The organism is Novosphingobium hassiacum (assembly GCF_014196055.1).
Taxonomy (GTDB): domain Bacteria; phylum Pseudomonadota; class Alphaproteobacteria; order Sphingomonadales; family Sphingomonadaceae; genus Novosphingobium; species Novosphingobium hassiacum.
Map to the genome: position 1 here is coordinate 148,354 of NZ_JACICY010000002.1, position 16,842 is coordinate 165,195.

Sequence of the window (16,842 nt, forward strand, 5' to 3'; positions counted from 1 at the left end):
GGGGAAGACAATCTCCATAGCTTGAGGGATGGCACAGATGCCCCCTATCCCTGATCGCGAGACCTGGCCGACCGGCCTGTCCGAACAGCTCGAGCCGCTGGTGCGCCGCGTGCTCGCGCCCAATCCTTCGCCTTACACGTTCACGGGCACGCAGACCTATATCGTCGGCGCGGGTCGCGAAGTGGCGGTGATCGATCCGGGGCCGAACGATACGGGCGCTGCGGGCCATGCCGATACCAATGGTGCAGGCCATGTCGACGCGATCCTCAAAGCGGTGGGCGATGCCAGGATCGTGGCGATCGTGTGTACGCACACGCACCGTGATCACAGTCCGGCCTCGCGCCCGCTGCAGGCAGCGACCGGTGCACCGATCATCGGGTGCGCACCGCTGGCACTGGACGACGATGGCCCGCGCGCCGATGCCGCGTTCGATGCGGATTATGCGCCCGATCGCGTGCTGGCCGATGGCGAGCGGCTGTCGGGCGATGGCTGGACGCTGGAGGCAGTGGCGACGCCCGGGCACACCAGCAATCACTTGTGCTATTCGGTCGTCGAGAGCGGCGCGCTGTTTACCGGCGATCACGTGATGGGCTGGTCGACTTCGGTGGTGTCTCCGCCCGACGGCGACATGGCCGACTACATGGCGAGCCTGCAGAAGCTCTACGATCGCGAAGACCGCGTGCTCTATCCCGCGCACGGGCCGCAGATCGACAATCCGCGCCAACTGGTGCGCGGAATGCTCGGCCACAGGCGGCAGCGTGAACGCCAAATCGTGAGCCTGCTCGAGGACGGCGGCTCCCATGCGATCCCGGAATTCGTGAGTGCGATGTACAAGGGGCTCGATCAGCGGCTGCATGGTGCGGCGGGACGTTCCGTGCTGGCGCATCTCATCGATCTGGAACGGCAGGGCCGCGTGGCGGTTGAAGACGAACGATGGATGATCCTTCCCTGACCAGCTCGCCCCCACCCCGCGTGGATACCCCTCCCCTGCATCGCGAGACCTCGCTGGCGCGCGTTTCGATGCTGCCATGGGGATTGTTTCTGCTGGCACTGGCGGCAGCGGCATTCCTCGCGTGGAAGCTGTGGCAACCCGAGGACATCGGCGATCCGCTGGCGACGAGCCTTGTGGCGTTCGAAAAGCAGGACAAGCTGACCGTGTTCAGTGCGGAGCTGGCCCCGGTCGTATCAAGCAACGATTCGCGAATGTTCGGGTTGGTCAACGCAAAGCAGGTCGCGGTGATCCCGGCGCGGGTAGACTACACGATCAATCTTGCGAGCGTTGGCCGCGACCGGCTGTCATGGAATGTCGAGGCGCAGACGCTGGGCGTGCGCCTGCCGCCCCTGACGGTCAGCCGCCCCAACCTCGACGAGGCGCGCGCGCAATATCTGCGCGATGGGTTGTGGATCGGCCGCGATGCACAAGACAAACTGACGCGCGACAACACGCGTCTGGCCGAGGCGCAGGCGGTGCAGCAGGCGGCCAATCCAGTGCTGATGAATCTGGCGCGACAGGCGGCAAAGGAAGCGATCAGCCAGAACCTGTCGATCCCGCTGCAGGTGGCCGGTTACACCAAGGCCAAGGTCGTAGTCACTTTCGACCAATGACCATTTCAATGTGACGGGCGTCATTGGAACAGCGCAGTCCGGCGGGTATAACTCCCTCTGGACTGGTCGGAGACTGTTCATGGCTACCGCCTCAATATCCGGTACTTATCCCTACACCCGCGACCAACGCTTTTTTGTTCGCATGGCCGTCGGAATGTCGGCGTTCATCGTCTTCGCCTTCGGCCAATGGGCGCTGCGCGGATTCGTGGATGCGAAAAGCGTGCCGATCTGGGTCCATCTTCACGCCGTTGCGATGCTCTCGTGGCTCGGGCTGCTGATTGCGCAGACCATACTGGTGGGTGCCGGGAACATCCCGCTGCATCGCAAACTGGGATGGCTTGGACTTGCGCTGGTGCTGACCATCGCCGGGCTTGGCATGTTCACAGGGCGCTTGGCGATCGAAATGCACCGTGTCCCGCCGTTCTTCACCAACGCGCACTTCCTGGCGCTCACGCATGTCGAGGCGCTTGTGTTTCCTGCGTTGGTCGGCGCTGGAATCGCACTGCGCCGGAGGACGCAATGGCATCGGCGGCTGATGCTGGGGGCGACGGTCGTCGTGATGGAACCCGCCTTCGGACGGCTCGTCCCGGCCCCACTACTCGGCCCGGTCCTGACCCCGATCGTTACGTTGGCATTGCAGCTTGGCGTCGTCGCGATCATTGCACGCCACGACCTTCGGCAAACCGGCGCAATTCACCCGGCAACGCGGCTCACTGCGCTCGTGCTCGTCCTCGTGACAACAGGGATCAACGCGCTGGAGGTATTCCCGCCGTTCGTTTCGCTGGCACAAGGTATTGCGGCGGGCGGGTGAGGTCCCTAAGTCCCGCTCTCGTCCCGGCGCGGTTAGCCGGGCGGGAGGACATGATGACTGCCCAGCCCCTGAACCTGTCCGGACTCGACCTGCGCGCCGAGATCGATCGCCTGCGCAAGGAGCGCAACGCAGTGATCCTGGCGCATTACTACCAGCGCCCGGAAATCCAGGACCTGGCCGATTTCGTCGGGGATTCGCTGGAGCTTTCGCGCAAGGCAGCGGCGACAGATGCCGAGGTGATCGCGTTCTGCGGCGTGAAATTCATGGCCGATACCGCCAAGATCCTGTCCCCGCAGAAGATCGTCGTGCTGCCCGACATGGACGCCGGGTGCAGCCTTGAGGATTCGTGCCCGCCGGACAAGTTCCGCGCGTTCCGCGAGGCGCATCCCGATCACATCGCGCTGACCTACATCAACTGCTCGACCGAGGTGAAGGCGCTGTCGGACGTTATCGTCACGTCGTCGAGCGCCGAGACGATCCTGGCGCAGATCCCGCCCGAACAGAAGATCATCTTTGGCCCCGACCGCCACCTTGGCGGATACCTCAACCGCAAGTTCGGCCGCGACATGCTGCTGTGGCCGGGCGTGTGCATCGTGCACGAGGCATTTTCGGAGACCGAGCTGCTCAAGCTGATGGCGCAGCATCCCGGCGCGCCGGTGGCAGGCCACCCCGAATGCCCGCCGCACATCATCGATCACTGCGATTACGTCGGATCGACCAGCGGCATCCTGCAGTTCGCCAAGACGTTCACCGGCGATACCCTGATCGTGGCGACCGAGCCGCACATCATCCACCAGATGGAGCTGGCGATCCCCGAAAAGACCTTCATCGGTGCACCGGGTGCGGACGGCAACTGCAACTGCAACATCTGCCCGTATATGGCGCTCAACACGATGGAAAAGCTGTATATCGCGCTGCGCGACCTGCAGCCGCGCATCGAGATCGCCGAGCCGTTGCGATTGGCCGCGAAGAAGAGCCTCGACCGGATGCTGGATATGGCCAGCGGGACAATCGGTCTGGGTGATCTCGGGGCCGTGCCCTTCCGCGCCTAATTCAGGCCTCTTTGCCCTCGGTCGTCGGTTCGGCGATTCTTGCCAGCACCAGCGCGGCGCCGACCAGTGCCATGCCGATGGCGTCGGGCAGGGTGAGGACTTCGCCGAAAGCGAACCAGCCGGCGATGATCGAGACTGCGGGCTGGGTGAGCAGGACGAGGCCGATCACCAGCGGCGGGAAGTGGCCTAGCGAATAGACGAGCAGGCCCTGACCGATGATCTGGCTGGCGATCATCAAGCCGATCACCGGCAACCAGTGCTGGGGCAGGACAGGCTCGCCCAGGGCAAGTGCGATTGCCAGAAGCACCGGACAACCAGCAAGGCTCGACCAGAACAGCAGGCTCCACGAACCGAAGCGCCCACGCACGTTCTGCACCAGCAGGATGTAGACGACGTAGAACAGTCCGGCGAGGATGCAGAACAGATCGCCTGCAAAAGTACGCGCGTCGATCTCCATCGAGCGGCCGAGCAAGAGCCCTGCTCCGCCGAGCGCCATCGCTACCGCCGCGTATTCGCGCAGGTGCGGGCGGCGGTGCAGCGCGATCAGGCCCCAGACCATCAGGATCACGCTCCCCGAATTGCCGAAGAGCGTGGCGTTGCCGAGCCGGGTCATCTCGATGCCGACGTGCCAACTGGCCAGATCGAGTGCGAAGACCACGCCTGCAACGGAAAGGATCACCCAGTCGCGGCGGGCATAACCCCACATTGGTTCGCGGCGCGCGCGCGCGAACACTGCGAGTAATGGAAGAGCCAGAAAAAGGCGCCAGAGGCCCGCCGAAACCGGTCCGCTGTCGGCAATCCGGACGAACCAAGGACCCAGTGCGAGCGCAACGTTTCCTGTCAGCAGCGCAAGGAAATGCATCGGTCCGGGTCGCAAAGGATGCGCGGCGTCACTTGAAATCGTCATAGGGTCCGCTTAATCCAGTTGCAAAGCGAAACTGAGTGTTTCGCCGATGCGCAATTCACGGAGCCTTGTAGCATGCATGATCCCCTGTTTCAGCCCATCAGCCTCGGTGCAATCGAAGCTCCCAACAGGATCGTGATGGCACCGCTCACCCGAGGGCGTGCCACGCGCGAGCATGTGCCCACCCCGCTCATGGTGGAATATTACCGCCAGCGAGCCAGTGCGGGCCTGCTCATTTCCGAAGCGACCGGTATCAGCCAGGAAGGGCTCGGCTGGCCGAACGCTCCGGGCATCTGGAGCGACGAACAGACCGAGGCCTGGAAGCCGGTGACCGAGGCGGTGCATGCCGCTGGCGGACGCATCGTCCTGCAGCTGTGGCACATGGGCCGCATCGTCCATCCCGATTTTCTGGGCGGCGAGCCCCCGGTTTCGGCATCGGCGACGCGCGCGCCCGGTCACGCCCACACCAATGATGGCACCAAGGACCACGAAACCGCGCGTCCGCTGCGCATCGACGAAGTGCCGCGCCTGCTCGGCGATTACGAACGGGCTGCGCGCAACGCCAAGGCAGCGGGCTTCGATGGGGTCCAGTTGCATGCCGCCAATGGCTACCTGATCGACCAGTTCCTGCGCGATGGCACCAACTTGCGGACCGATGAATACGGCGGCAGCCCGCAGAACCGCGTCCGGCTGCTGCGTGAGGTGGTCGAGACGCTGATTGGCGTGTGGGGCAAGGAGCGGGTGTCGATCCGCCTGTCACCCAACGGCGATTCGCAAGGGGTCGACGACAGCAACCCTGCTGCCGTGTTCGGCGAAGCCGCGCGCGTGCTGGAGCAATTGGGCGTCGCCTTCGTCGAACTGCGCCAGCCGGGTCCCGGGGGCACGTTCGGCAGCACCGATGTGCCGCAGCAGGACGGACTGATCCGCTCGATCTATACAGGGCCGCTGTTGCTCAACAGCGACTATACGCCCGAGCAGGCCGCGGCCGATGTCGCCTCGGGCCGGGCCGATGCGATCAGTTTCGGGCGTCCGTTCATCTCGAACCCCGATCTGGTGGCGCGCATCGAGGCGGGCGCTCCCATTAATCCGAACAAGGGGGTGCCGCAGACATGGTATTTCCCCGGCGAGTTTGGTTATACCGACTATCCGACGCTGGCGGAAGAAACCGCGCTCGCGTGACCTGATGGAGTAGTGCCGCATGCCGCCAAGATCATGGCTTTTCGTACCCGGCGACAGCGACAAGAAGCTGGGCAAGGCCATGGCTACGGGCGCGCATGCGGTTATCGTCGATCTTGAAGATTCGGTGGCGGTGGCTGCCAAGCCGCAGGCGCGGGCGATGGCCCGCGACTGGCTGGCGATCCACCGCCAGCACGTGACCGAGAACCGTCCGGTCGCGCGCTGGGTGCGGATCAATGCGATCGACACCGGCCTGTGGCGCGAGGACCTCGAGGTCGTCATGGCCGGTGCGCCCGACGGCGTGATGCTGCCCAAGTGCGAAGGTCCCGAGCAGTTGCGGATGGTCGCGGCCGAGATCTACGAACTGGAACAGCGCAATCGCGTTGCCAATGGCGCGACCCGAATCCTGCCGCTGGTGAGCGAGACCGCGACGTCCGCGCTGACGATTCCCAGCTACGTCGATGTACCGATGCCGCGCCTTGCCGGGCTGACCTGGGGTGCCGAGGACTTGTCAGCCGTGCTCGGCGCGACGCGTAAGCGCGACGCGAAGGGCGCGTGGACCGATGCGTTCCGCTTCATCCGCGCGCAGTGCCTGCTGACGGCGCACGCCAAGGGCGTGTGGGCGATCGACACGCTTCACGATGATTTTCGTGACGAGGCAGGGACGCGGCGGGCGGCGGAGGCGGCGCGTGGTGACGGGTTCACCGGGATGCTGGCGATCCACCCGGATCAGGTGCCAATCATCAATACGGCCTTCGCACCGACCGAGGCAGAACTGACCGAAGCACAGGCGATCGTCGCGCTGTTTGCGGCGAGTCCGCATGCCGGAACACTGCAGTATAATGGCCGGATGGTCGACCAGCCGCATTTGCGGATGGCGAAGCAGCTACTCGGTATCGCCTGATGTGGTCGGTTTGCTGGCGGGCGCCGGCAGGGTTATTGTAGGCGATTCTTCAGGTTTGGCTGCGTCGCTTGTCGATGGAGCGGCCTTTTTCGCAGGCTCTGACCGGACCGGGGCCATCGGCGGTGATGCGGTCGAGGTATCGAGGTCAATCATGGCATCGCTGATCGAGCCGGGCAGGACCTCGGCTGTCGTGGCGGCAGCGTTACCATCGGCAGGCTTCTGCCCGCAGGCTGCGGCCAGCAGGCAGATCGCAAGGGCGGCGTAACGAGTGGTCATGCAGACTCCGGTCGATCCAAGGGCGGGCACGGCGTGTCGAGCCGGGCGAGGAACGCATCGAGGTGCGACAGCAGCGCCTCATCCCAAGCCTGCGCTGTAACATCGCGGCCGAGCGCAGCAAGACTGGTCACGCCGAACGCCTCGATCCCGCAAGGGACGATGCCGCCGAAATGCGAGAGATCGGGCGAGAGGTTCACGGAGAAGCCGTGCATCGTGACCCAACGGCGGATGCGCACGCCGATCGCCCCGATCTTGGCCTCGCGCCCGTCGGGACCATGGGTCCAGATGCCGATGCGGCCTTCGGCGCGCCACGCCTCTACGCCGAAATCGGCAAGTGTCTCGATCACCCAGCCTTCGAGCGCGTGGACGAAGCCGCGCACGTCGCGCGCGCGGGTGCGAAGGTCGAGCAGCAGATAGCCGATGCGCTGGCCCGGGCCGTGATAGGTGTAGCGCCCGCCCCGTCCGGCTTCGACGACCTCGAAGCGGGGATCGAGCAGTTCGTCGGGCGAAGCGCTGGTGCCGGCGGTGTAGACCGGCGGATGTTCGAGCAGCCAGATCTGCTCAGGCGCGCTACCTTGGGCGATGGCGACATTGCGCGCCGACATGGCATCGAGCGCCTCACGGTAGGGCACCTGAACGTGCTCGCGCCGGATTTCGATGGAGTCGCCTGCAGCCATGAGCTTGCGCATGGCTCGGGCCGCACGCGCTGGCAAGGGGTCAAAAAGCAAATCGGGGGTTCGACACGGGGCGGTACCCGCTGCTAGGAAGCGCGCATGATGCCACGACTGGACAGCAGCCTCGCCTGGAAAACCGCGACGCGCCTCGTATCGAACAACCGCGAGGTGCTGATGGCGATCGCGGGGGTGTTCTTCCTGTTGCCGGGGCTCGCGTTTTCGGTGTTCGTGCCCGAGCCGCAGATGGCCCCCGGCACGCCGCCGCGCGAGATGATGGAAATCATGGCCGAAGCTTGGACGTCGTCGCTGCCCTTGCTGATCGTCGTGACGCTGCTGCAGATGGCCGGGACCATCGCCACGCTGATCGTGATGACCGACCCGGAGCGCCCGACCGTCGGCCAAGCAATCCGTCGCGGTTTCGCAGCGCTCGGGCCGTATGTTCTGGCGCAGATTATGGTCGGCGTCGCTTTGGGCACCACGTTCCTGCTGCTGGTCAGCCTTGCCACCTTGTCGCAGGTACAGGCGATCGCGGCGATCGTGATTCTGGCGGTGTTCGTCGGCATGGTGTGGTGCAGCCTGCGTCTCGCGCTGGTTGCGCCGGTGCTGGCGATCGAGGCCGAGCGGAACCCGGTTGCCGCGCTGCGTCGGTCGTGGACCCTGACGCGCGGCAATTCGGGACGGTTGCTGGGCTTCTTCGTGCTGGCAGGCCTGCTGTTCGCAGTGATCTATGGCCTCACGATGATGCTGGTCGGCGTGGTGCTGGTGCTGATGACCGGCGGCAGTGTCCAGCACGTGCTGACGGCTGCCGTATCGAGCGCGATCACATCGGGCGCGCTGGTCTATTTCATCGCGATTCTGGCGGCGGTCTATACGCAGCTCGCCGGTCCGCCGAAGGGTGAAGTTGTGGGGATTTTCGAGTAGGCGGCTGCAAGATAGCAGGCCCTCCCCCGGCCCCTCCCGCAGGCCGGAGGGGGAAGGACGAAGCTATTCCTTCCAGCCCCACGAGATCACGCAAGGCGGGACGTTGACGGGTTCGAAGCCCTTGTCGATGTGGCGGAAGAACTGGCCCATCATTTCGCGCGCGCGGGCGGTGTACTGGTAGACCAGGAATGCGCCGCCGGGGCGCAGCACGCGGTGCGTCGCACCCATGATCGCAGGGCCGACGCCTTCGGGCAGGGTCGTGAACGGCAGTCCCGAGAGCACATAGTCGGCATGATCGAAACCATGTGCGCGCACGATTTCCTCGACGTCGGCAGCCGAGCCGTGGATGGCGGTGAAGCGGCTGTCACCGATGGTTTTCGACAGATATTCGATGAAATCGGGATTCGTATCAATCACGATCAGGTGACCGTCGCGCCGCAGCTTTTCGAGCACCGGGCGGCAGAAGGTGCCGACGCCGGGGCCGTATTCGACGAACAGGCGGCAGTCTTCCCAATTCACCTTCGACAGGACGCGCTCGATCGTCCGCCCCGAGGACGGCACAATCGCGCCGACCATCGCGGGGTTCTTGAGGAAGCCCTTGAAGAAAATACCGGCTGGGCCGAGCATGCGTTCTGCCTTGCGTTTTGCCCGATGGATTAGAGGCTCACGCGCCGCCTGGGTCGAATTCATGCAGGAAATTGTCCTCTGCCGGTCAAGCTGACATCGCGGTCGCAAATTTGACCCGGCATTGCAAGCGTGCTGCACCATACCTACCGAGAATGAACGTTCGATCCGGAGACACTGCAGCGGCGATGACAACGAATCCGGGACATGTACGCCTGCCCAAAGAGCGCATGGCGCTGCTGTTTGCGGTCATGCTGGTGACGGCGGCTGGCAATACCGCCATGCAATCGGTCATGCCGTCGGTCGGCACGCGGTTGGGAATTGCGGACGTCTGGGTGAGCCTTGCCTACTCGTGGTCGGCGCTGCTGTGGGTGTTCATGGCCCCGTTCTGGGCGCGGCGGTCGGATCGGCGCGGGCGCAAGGCCATGATGGCGCTGGGCGTGGTCGGCTTCATCGCGTCGTTTTCGCTGTGCGGCGCGATTCTCCACTTTGGGCTGGACGGGTGGTTCAGCGCCAGCCTGACTATGATCCTGTTTGCGCTCGCCCGCTCGTTCTACGGCGGATTCGGCTCGGCCGCACCGCCTGCGGTGCAAGCCTATGTCGCCAGCCGCACCGGTCGCGCGGATCGCACCAAGGCACTGTCGCTGGTCGCCTCGAGCTTCGGCCTCGGAACCGTACTCGGCCCGGCACTCGCGCCGCTGATGATCGTGCCGGGACTGGGGCTGGTCGGGCCGTTCGCGATCTTTGCGCTGCTGGGCATCATCGTGCTGGTCCTGTTGCGCACGAGGCTGCCGGACGACGACCCGGGCTTTGCCGCGCGCGGGGAGATCGTGACCGCTCCATTCGGTGCAACGTCGGACGCGCACTGGGCAGACGATGATTCGCCCGACGAACCGCACGGCGCGGTGCGGCAGCACGAGGGCGCAGATCGCCTGCGCTGGAGCGACACGCGGTTGCGTCCGTGGCTGTTGGCGGGCCTGGTCGGCGGCCATGCGCAGGCGATGATGTTGGGTGTGATCGGCTTCCTGCTGCTTGACCGGCTCGGGCTGAGGGCCGATCCCGATGCGGGCGCGGGGCCGGTGGGTCTGGTGCTGATGGCCGGCGCATTTGCGACGCTGCTGGCCCAGTGGGGGCTTATCCCGATGCTCGGGATGGGACCACGCACATCGACGCTATGGGGAATGGGGCTGGCCGCCTTGGGCGTACTGCCGGTGGCGCTCGGGACCAGCCTTCACGCGATCGCGGTCGGCTTTGCGATATCCTCGCTGGGTTTCGGCATGTTCCGGCCAGGCTTCATTGCGGGCGCAAGCCTTGCGGTATCGCCACGCGAGCAAGGACAGTCCGCCGGGATCGTGGCGTCGATCAACGGCGCGCCGTATATTGCCGCACCCGCGATCGGCGTGTGGTTCTACAACCATTCCGAATGGCTGGCGTGGGGTACGATGGAGGCATTGGCGCTGACCGTGGTGGCGCTGTGCGTTTTCGCTATGGACAAGGATCGCGCCTGAGCCTGACTGACGGAGACTTGCCAAGCCGCCAATTCCCCGGCAAGCGACGCTTGATGCCTGCGCCGAGCACTTCCCAGAATGTCATTGCGCGCGGCGTCGGCTCAAATGCTTTCAGCTTCATCATCCGGTTCGCGGCTAAGGCCTCGTTCCTCTATGTCGGCGCGCGGCTTTACGGCGCAGTAAACTACGGCGTGTTCACCATGGCCAGCGCCATGGTCGAACTGGCGGTCCCTGTGGCCAGTCTGGGCCTGAAGCGGATGATCTTCCCGTGGCTCGAGGAAGAGGCGCACGGCGATGCGCCACGCCCCGCGATGCATGTCGTGATCGACGCACTGGTGCTGGCGGCGATGGCCGGTCTGGTGGTTTCGCTGGTGCTGATGGCAGCAACGCAGCTGTTGCCCGCATCGCTGGCATCGGACCAGTTGCGGCTGGCGTTCCTGCTGATGGCTCCTGCCGTGCTGGGCCAGATCACCGGCGACATCGCGCTGGCAGCGACGCGCTGGACGCACCGGATGCGTTACGAGGTGATCGCGCGCGGGCTGGTGGAGCCTTACGTGCTGACCGGCGTGGCGCTGGCAGCATGGTACTTCGGCATGAACGGGACGGGCATGCTGCTAGGCTACTGGGCGGGCTCGATCGCGCTGGCGGGATTCTCGTTGTGGAGCGCGCGGCATTGCCTCGGGCCATTGCAATTGCGCCGCTGGCGGCTCGACCTGCAGCGTCTGGCAAAGCGCGCGCGGTCGCTGGTTCCGGCAAGCGGGAGCGACTTCCTGACCAATCTGGCGCAGCGGATCGATCTCTATCTGGTCGGCTTCCTGCTCGGCGATGCTGCGGTCGGCGTCTATGGCGTGCTGCGTCAGTTGCGCACCCCGATCCTGCAGGTGCGTCAGGCCTTCGACGGCATCCTGACCCCACTGACCGCACGGACGCTCAAGGCCGATGGCGACTTCACGACAGGGCAAGCGACCGCAGCGGCGACGCGCGTGGTGCTGACGATCCAGCTGGGGCTGGTGCTGCTGATGGCGGCAGCGGGCGATGCTCTACTCGACCTGTTTGGCGCGCATTACGCAACCGGCTATTCGGCGCTGCTGGCGATGATCCTGGCCGAGACGATCAATGGCGCTTTCGGCGTGTCGGAATTGATCCTCTATTATCGCCGTCCCGCCCTGGCGCTGACCGTGAACCTGATCCTGATCGCGATTGCCGCGGTGACGATTCCCCTGCTGACTCCGCACTACGGCATTCTGGGGGCATCGATGGCTATGCTACTGGCGGCGGTCGTGGCGGCGCTGCTGCGGCGCTATTGGCTGGCGGGGCTGGGCGTGCGACGCCATCCGCTGCACGCGGCAGTTCCTGTGCTGGCCGCTGGACTTTCGGTCGTCATGGGCGCGTATCTAGGATGGATCGCGCGGATGAGCGTGCTGCAGGGCGCCTCGAACGGAGTCATGACGGCGACGCCGCCGCTGATCGCACTGGCAATCTATGTGGCGCTGATCGTGGCCTGGCGCAAAGTGCGACCGGGTGTGCTGTCCTTGGACCGCTACCGGATCAGCTGAGTAGCGGTGCGGGACCCGCCCCCGCGCCGTCGATCCGCGCAGCCGTGGCCGAAGCCGCGTTGTTATGCAGCCGCACCGAGATCAGCAGCAGTGCGTTGAGCACGACAGCCTGATAAAAGAAGTACCACACCGGGCTACCTGCCAGCATTGCCAGGCCCAGCACGATCGCGCGGGGATTGGGGCCGAGCAATTTCAGAAATGCCAACAGCGGTTTTTGCTCGCGCGCAACCTCGGAGCGGATTGCATCGAGGCGCTGCGTGTCGTGGCGCGCCATCGCATCGCCGACGGCAGCGTCGATCCGGCGGGCGTGCGGCGTCATACCGGCCGCCAGATGGAGGTACCCTTGCGCGATCGGTTCAAGCAGGCGCGCGAAGATGCCGTGCGAACCCAATATGCCCGAACCGCTTTCGCGTGAATTGTTCAGCCACGGCACGCCGTAGGTCCAATACTGGTAGAAGCGTCGCTGAACCTCGACGTGGTTGGACTGGACGATATGCGAAACGCCTGCGGCCAGCGTCCAGGCCCACGCCTGTCCTGCCCCGACCTGGCGGGTCAGGACGAAAGCGAGCAGCACATAGACGATGATATGGCTGACGTAGTCGCAGACGCCATCGACCATCTCACCGATCGGACTGGTCTTTCCGGTAAGCCGCGCCAGATCGCCGTCGGCCCCATCGACGACATGCCAGCTCATGTGCAGCGCCATGCCGAGCAGCGCGCCCCACGGCCAGCCCAGAGGCCACGGGCCGCCGGTCGAATCCATGTTGAAATAGACGACACCGGCCATAACCACGAGCAACCCGCCGAATACCGAGACCATGTTCGGGGTCAGCGGCGTGCGTGAAAGCAGTTTGGCCAGCCGCCATGCAAGGGGGTGATACAGGTAAAAATTCAACGAATCCTGCATCTCGCGCGGGCGCTTGGGGCGCTTTGCGTCCCGGGCGTCAGCGGGCCTCGTCATTTTTGTGCACTCCCTTGCGTCGTCATGGCTTGGCGACTGACCGGCACGGCTATATAAATCCGCCGCCCGGGTAAACAGGGTCGGCGCATTTGTTTGCACCGAATAGCGAGCGCGGACGGGGGTTGCGTGCACGGTAACCAGGGTAGATCGAACATTTCCACTTCGGGACTCATCGTATTTTCCTCCGGACGTGATGCCGACCGGCTCGTCGCCGGTATCCCGGCCGCGGCCCGCGTAGTCCGCGAAGCTCGGCTCGCCGGGCTCGCCGCGTGTCAGGTCAGCGGTGGTGCGGGGTGGCAGCCGAACGCAAATACCCGTGCCGAAACCGCCCGCTTGGGTGAGGCGATGCCGGTATCTTTCACGCTCACAGTTCCCGATCCGCTAGCCCGCTTCGCGGTAATCCGCGGCGATGCACTTCCACCTGCGGGCGCTATAGCGGCAGCCGTCGCGGGCGGTAACGAAGCAATCGACGGGATCGAGATCGCGATCGGATCGGGCCTTGACGACGCTCTCGCGCGAGCAGTGGCTGGCGCCAACGGAGCCGCAGAGCGGCTGAAGGCTGCAAGTCGCAAGATCCTGCAATCCACCGCCAAACCGACCGACGGGATCGTCTCGCGCCATATCAACCGGCCGATTTCGCAGGCGATCTCGGCCGTTGCGCTGCGCGTTCCCGGATTTCGTCCGATCCACGCGACGGTGGGCACCGCACTGATCGCCATTGCCATGTTCGCCTGCCTGCTGTTCGGCGGTGAAATCGGCCTGATTGCAGGCGCACTGCTGTTTCAGGCCGCGTCGGTCTTCGATGGCGTCGACGGCGAGGTTTCGCGCGCGACATGGCGCACCTCGCCCGAAGGCGCGCGGATGGATAGCCTCATCGACGCAGTGACAAACCTGGCGTTCATGCTTGGCGTAGCGCTCAACCTCCAGTTTCAAGGCCGCATGGGGGCCGCCGCGCTGGGCTATATCGGGCTTGGCTTGCTAGCAGTTGGCCTGTTCATGATCGGACGCGTTGCCGCGCGCAGTAAGGCCCCGTTCAGCTTCGATCTTGTCAAGGAGCACTACCGGGCCAAGGGTGCGACCGGCGGACCTGCCGGAATGGCTGGCCCGATGGACAAAAAACCATCGCAGATCATGCAATGGCTGACATTCATGACCAGCCGCGATTTCTTTGCACTGGTCTTCGCACTGTTGATTGCGGTGGGACTTGCAGCACAAGTCCTTGCGCTTTTCGCAATCGCGGCGGCAGGGTGGCTGGTTGCAGTCATCCTCGCTCTTGCGCCGAAGCAAGCTTGACGGCGGGGATTCTTCTTGCTTTTGGCGCGTGTTTTGGAAATGAGGCTTAATCGTTACAGCCGCCCGAGGGCGCCTGTGTGAAGGGATCAGAATTCATGAAGCCAATCAAGGTCGCCGTGATCGGCGTAGGTAACTGCGCTAGCTCGCTGGTGCAGGGGGTTGCCTACTACCGCAACAACAATTCGTCGCAGGGCCTCATCCATGACCGGATCGGCGGATACGGCGCTGGAGACGTGGACTTCGTGCTCGGCGTCGACGTCGATGCGCGCAAGGTCGGCAAGGACATTGCCGAAGCAATTTTCGCTGCGCCGAACAACACCACGGTGTTCCAGCAGAACGTGCCGATGACCGGTTCCAAGGTCATCATGGGCTACGTTTCGGACGGCGTTGCCGGACACATGACCACGGTCGGCGAAAAGGGCTTCATCGTCTCGGACGAAGCCGAAGCCACGCAGGCCTCGATCGTTCAGGCGCTCAAGGACAGCGGCGCTGAAGTTCTCCTGAACTTCCTGCCGGTCGGTTCGCAGCTGGCAACCGAGTTCTACATGAACTGCGCGCTTGAAGCTGGCGTTGCGGTCGTGAACTGCATGCCGGTGTTCATCGCATCGACCCCCGAATGGGAAGCCAAGTTCCGCGACAAGCGCATCCCGATCGTGGGTGACGATATCAAGGCGCAGGTCGGTGCCACCATCGTTCACCGCGTCCTGTCGAGCCTGTTTGCGGCGCGCGGCGTCAATGTCGAGCGCACGTACCAGCTCAACACCGGCGGCAACACCGACTTCATGAACATGCTCGACCGCCAGCGCCTGGGCAGCAAGAAGGAATCGAAGACCGAAGCCGTGCAGGCAATGCTTGCCACGCGCCTCGCCGACGAGAACATCCACGTCGGGCCTTCGGACTACGTGCCATGGCAGAAGGATAACAAGCTGTGCTTCATCCGCATGGAAGGCCAGCAGTGGGGCAACGTTCCGATGAACCTGGAACTGCGCCTGTCAGTCGAAGACAGCCCGAACTCGGCAGCTTGCGTGATGGATGCGATCCGTTGCTGCAAGGTTGCGCTCGAGCGTGGTGAGGGCGGTGCCCTGATCGGTCCGTCGGCCTACTTCTGCAAGCACCCGCCGCAGCAGTTCAACGACGATGTCGCAGCCCAGATGGTCGAGGAATATGCCTCGGTCGAAAAGCTGGCCGCTGAATAAGTCACTGCTCCTGCATTGAAAAAAGGCCGACCGGGCGTAACGTCTGGTCGGCCTTTTCATGTTTTGAACACTCGCGAATACAGAGACCTGTCGATGGACGCCCTGATCATTGCCGCCGGTTACGGCAGCCGCCTTGCCGACCTTTCGCCGTCCAAGCCGCTGACCCCGGTGGCCGGCGTACCGCTGATCGAGATTGGCGTGCGTCAGGCAATGCATGCCGGCGTAACCCGCGTGGTCGTAGTGACCGGGCACAAGGCCGATCTGGTCGAGGCCTTCCTTGCCGACCTGTCGTTGCGCGTAGGGATCGAGATCGTGCCCGTGCGCCTGTCGGACTGGTCGACGCCCAACGGCTATTCGGTCATGGCGGGAGCCACGCGGTGCGAAGGCAACTACCTGCTGATGATGGCCGATCACATGTTCGAGGCCGATATCCTCGAGCGTCTGCTGGGCGAGGATCGCGCCGATCGCGGTGTGACGCTGGCGATCGACCGCCGGGTCGACAGCCCGCTGGTCGATCCCGACGACGCGACCTGGGTCAAGATGGACGCAGAAGGCCGGATCACCGCGATCGGCAAGCACATCACGAGCTATGACGCGGTCGATTGCGGTGCGTTTCTGGCGACGCCAGAGCTGGCGATTGCGATCCGCGATGCGATTGCGCAGGGCAAGTCGGGCAGCCTGTCAGACGGGATGCAGCGTCTGGCCGATGCCGGTCGTGCGGGCACGATGGACATCGAGGATGCATGGTGGATGGACGTAGATGATCCACGCGCGCACAATCTGGCCGAGGAACTCGCGCCATGGCATCTTGCGCTGACTTTCGCGACGGTGCGCGAAGGATGACACGGGGAGCCTTGTGGCACCCCGCGCAGATCACGGATATTTGAGGTGGATGCGGGTCGACAGGCCCGTCTTCGCGACATTCAGGCGCACCGAGCGGAACGAGGGAATGCTAGCGATCGTCGGCGGGTTGTTGGAAAAGCCGAAACCTTCTTCGGGCAGGCCGAGCACGCCGCTGCGCTTGATGTTCCGGCTCGAATCCTCGTCATGATAGACCGCCAGCGCATAGACGCCGGGCTTGGGCACGTAGAGGCACATCTTCGTTTCGCCCGCCGTCGCATCGACGCGGCCGACGTACATGGAACCATGCTTGACGAGGAACTTGCGCGGCTCGTCGGCATAAAGCGTTACCGCCATCAGCCCTTTGCCATTGCGCACGCCATCGATCGTCACGTTGACATACGTATCGCTAGCCGGGCCTTGGCAGTTCGGCCCGGCTGCGCGCGCAGCGGTGGCGCCGCCGGTCAAGGCGGCAACAGTGGCAGCGGCAGCGATGGCCGTGGCGTGCAAACGTCTCGGCTTGGTCATAGATTATAGCCCC

At 64.5% G+C, this 16,842-nt stretch carries 18 protein-coding genes; 12 read left to right on the forward strand and 6 right to left on the reverse strand.

Annotated elements, in window-relative coordinates; all coding sequences use genetic code 11:
- Window positions 1-28 precede the first annotated feature (28 nt).
- The 4 genes from GGQ88_RS05380 (at window position 29) to nadA (ending at window position 3,468) form a co-directional block, all read left to right on the forward strand.
- On the forward strand, window positions 29-952 hold the full coding sequence (locus tag GGQ88_RS05380) for an MBL fold metallo-hydrolase (protein ID WP_183612107.1): 924 nt from the start codon (window positions 29-31) through the stop codon (window positions 950-952).
- A complete protein-coding gene (locus tag GGQ88_RS05385; RefSeq protein WP_183612108.1) occupies window positions 934-1,605 on the forward strand; it encodes a DUF4230 domain-containing protein in 672 nt (223 codons plus the stop codon). The genes GGQ88_RS05380 and GGQ88_RS05385 overlap by 19 nt, the downstream gene beginning before the upstream one ends.
- A 79-nt stretch (window positions 1,606-1,684) precedes the next feature.
- Window positions 1,685-2,416 (forward strand): adenylate cyclase, encoded by a 732-nt coding sequence (locus tag GGQ88_RS05390; protein WP_183612109.1) that lies wholly within the window; start codon window positions 1,685-1,687, stop codon window positions 2,414-2,416.
- A gap of 53 nt (window positions 2,417-2,469) precedes the next feature.
- A complete protein-coding gene (gene nadA, locus GGQ88_RS05395; RefSeq protein WP_183612110.1) occupies window positions 2,470-3,468 on the forward strand; it encodes a quinolinate synthase NadA in 999 nt (332 codons plus the stop codon).
- A 1-nt stretch (window position 3,469) separates the two neighbouring features.
- Here the strand turns inward: nadA and GGQ88_RS05400 are convergent, their stop codons facing one another.
- Window positions 3,470-4,330 carry a DMT family transporter gene (locus tag GGQ88_RS05400; RefSeq protein WP_246385556.1) on the reverse strand — a complete coding sequence of 287 codons (861 nt, stop codon included), beginning with the start codon at window positions 4,328-4,330 and terminating at the stop codon, window positions 3,470-3,472.
- 117 nt (window positions 4,331-4,447) lie between these two features.
- Between GGQ88_RS05400 and GGQ88_RS05405 the strand changes: the two genes are divergently transcribed.
- Both GGQ88_RS05405 and GGQ88_RS05410 read left to right on the forward strand, forming a co-directional pair.
- On the forward strand, window positions 4,448-5,551 hold the full coding sequence (locus tag GGQ88_RS05405; RefSeq protein WP_183612112.1) for an alkene reductase: 1,104 nt from the start codon (window positions 4,448-4,450) through the stop codon (window positions 5,549-5,551).
- Between the two features lie 19 nt (window positions 5,552-5,570).
- Window positions 5,571-6,452: an HpcH/HpaI aldolase/citrate lyase family protein gene (locus GGQ88_RS05410; protein WP_183612113.1), complete on the forward strand. Its 882-nt coding sequence runs from the start codon at window positions 5,571-5,573 to the stop codon at window positions 6,450-6,452.
- Here GGQ88_RS05410 and GGQ88_RS05415 read toward each other — a convergent pair.
- Together GGQ88_RS05415 and lipB are read right to left on the reverse strand one after the other, a co-directional pair.
- The gene (locus tag GGQ88_RS05415) at window positions 6,435-6,728 is read right to left on the reverse strand and encodes a hypothetical protein (protein ID WP_183612114.1); all 294 of its coding nucleotides are present in this window, start codon (window positions 6,726-6,728) and stop codon (window positions 6,435-6,437) included. The genes GGQ88_RS05410 and GGQ88_RS05415 overlap by 18 nt on opposite strands.
- Complete coding sequence (gene lipB / locus GGQ88_RS05420) at window positions 6,725-7,405, reverse strand: lipoyl(octanoyl) transferase LipB (RefSeq protein WP_183612115.1); 681 nt, start codon at window positions 7,403-7,405, stop codon at window positions 6,725-6,727. Before lipB ends, GGQ88_RS05415 begins: the two co-directional genes overlap by 4 nt.
- Before the next feature lie 96 nt (window positions 7,406-7,501).
- On the opposite strand from lipB, the gene GGQ88_RS05425 reads away from it, so the two are divergent.
- The gene (locus GGQ88_RS05425) at window positions 7,502-8,323 is read left to right on the forward strand and encodes a glycerophosphoryl diester phosphodiesterase membrane domain-containing protein (protein ID WP_183612116.1); all 822 of its coding nucleotides are present in this window, start codon (window positions 7,502-7,504) and stop codon (window positions 8,321-8,323) included.
- 63 nt (window positions 8,324-8,386) lie between these two features.
- On the opposite strand, the gene GGQ88_RS05430 is transcribed toward GGQ88_RS05425, so the two are convergent.
- The gene (locus GGQ88_RS05430; protein ID WP_183612117.1) at window positions 8,387-9,013 is read right to left on the reverse strand and encodes a class I SAM-dependent methyltransferase; all 627 of its coding nucleotides are present in this window, start codon (window positions 9,011-9,013) and stop codon (window positions 8,387-8,389) included.
- Window positions 9,014-9,177: 164 nt separating this feature from the next.
- On the opposite strand from GGQ88_RS05430, the gene GGQ88_RS05435 reads away from it, so the two are divergent.
- Together GGQ88_RS05435 and GGQ88_RS05440 are read left to right on the forward strand one after the other, a co-directional pair.
- Window positions 9,178-10,455: an MFS transporter gene (locus GGQ88_RS05435; protein ID WP_183612457.1), complete on the forward strand. Its 1,278-nt coding sequence runs from the start codon at window positions 9,178-9,180 to the stop codon at window positions 10,453-10,455.
- A gap of 53 nt (window positions 10,456-10,508) precedes the next feature.
- Complete coding sequence (locus GGQ88_RS05440; RefSeq protein ID WP_183612118.1) at window positions 10,509-12,011, forward strand: lipopolysaccharide biosynthesis protein; 1,503 nt, start codon at window positions 10,509-10,511, stop codon at window positions 12,009-12,011.
- Here GGQ88_RS05440 and GGQ88_RS05445 read toward each other — a convergent pair.
- Window positions 12,004-12,972, reverse strand: a complete 969-nt coding sequence (locus GGQ88_RS05445; protein WP_183612119.1) for a CDP-alcohol phosphatidyltransferase family protein — start codon at window positions 12,970-12,972, stop codon at window positions 12,004-12,006. The two genes, GGQ88_RS05440 and GGQ88_RS05445, sit on opposite strands and share 8 nt — an antisense overlap.
- A 126-nt stretch (window positions 12,973-13,098) precedes the next feature.
- On the opposite strand from GGQ88_RS05445, the gene GGQ88_RS05450 reads away from it, so the two are divergent.
- From GGQ88_RS05450 to GGQ88_RS05460, 3 genes are all read left to right on the forward strand, one after another.
- Window positions 13,099-14,265: a CDP-alcohol phosphatidyltransferase family protein gene (locus GGQ88_RS05450; protein ID WP_183612120.1), complete on the forward strand. Its 1,167-nt coding sequence runs from the start codon at window positions 13,099-13,101 to the stop codon at window positions 14,263-14,265.
- A 95-nt stretch (window positions 14,266-14,360) separates the two neighbouring features.
- Complete coding sequence (locus tag GGQ88_RS05455; RefSeq protein ID WP_183612121.1) at window positions 14,361-15,461, forward strand: inositol-3-phosphate synthase; 1,101 nt, start codon at window positions 14,361-14,363, stop codon at window positions 15,459-15,461.
- A gap of 93 nt (window positions 15,462-15,554) precedes the next feature.
- Window positions 15,555-16,304: a phosphocholine cytidylyltransferase family protein gene (locus GGQ88_RS05460; RefSeq protein ID WP_183612122.1), complete on the forward strand. Its 750-nt coding sequence runs from the start codon at window positions 15,555-15,557 to the stop codon at window positions 16,302-16,304.
- A 30-nt stretch (window positions 16,305-16,334) separates the two neighbouring features.
- Here GGQ88_RS05460 and GGQ88_RS05465 read toward each other — a convergent pair whose 3' ends face one another.
- On the reverse strand, window positions 16,335-16,829 hold the full coding sequence (locus GGQ88_RS05465) for a DUF2141 domain-containing protein (protein WP_183612123.1): 495 nt from the start codon (window positions 16,827-16,829) through the stop codon (window positions 16,335-16,337).
- Between the last annotated feature and the right edge of the window lie 13 nt (window positions 16,830-16,842).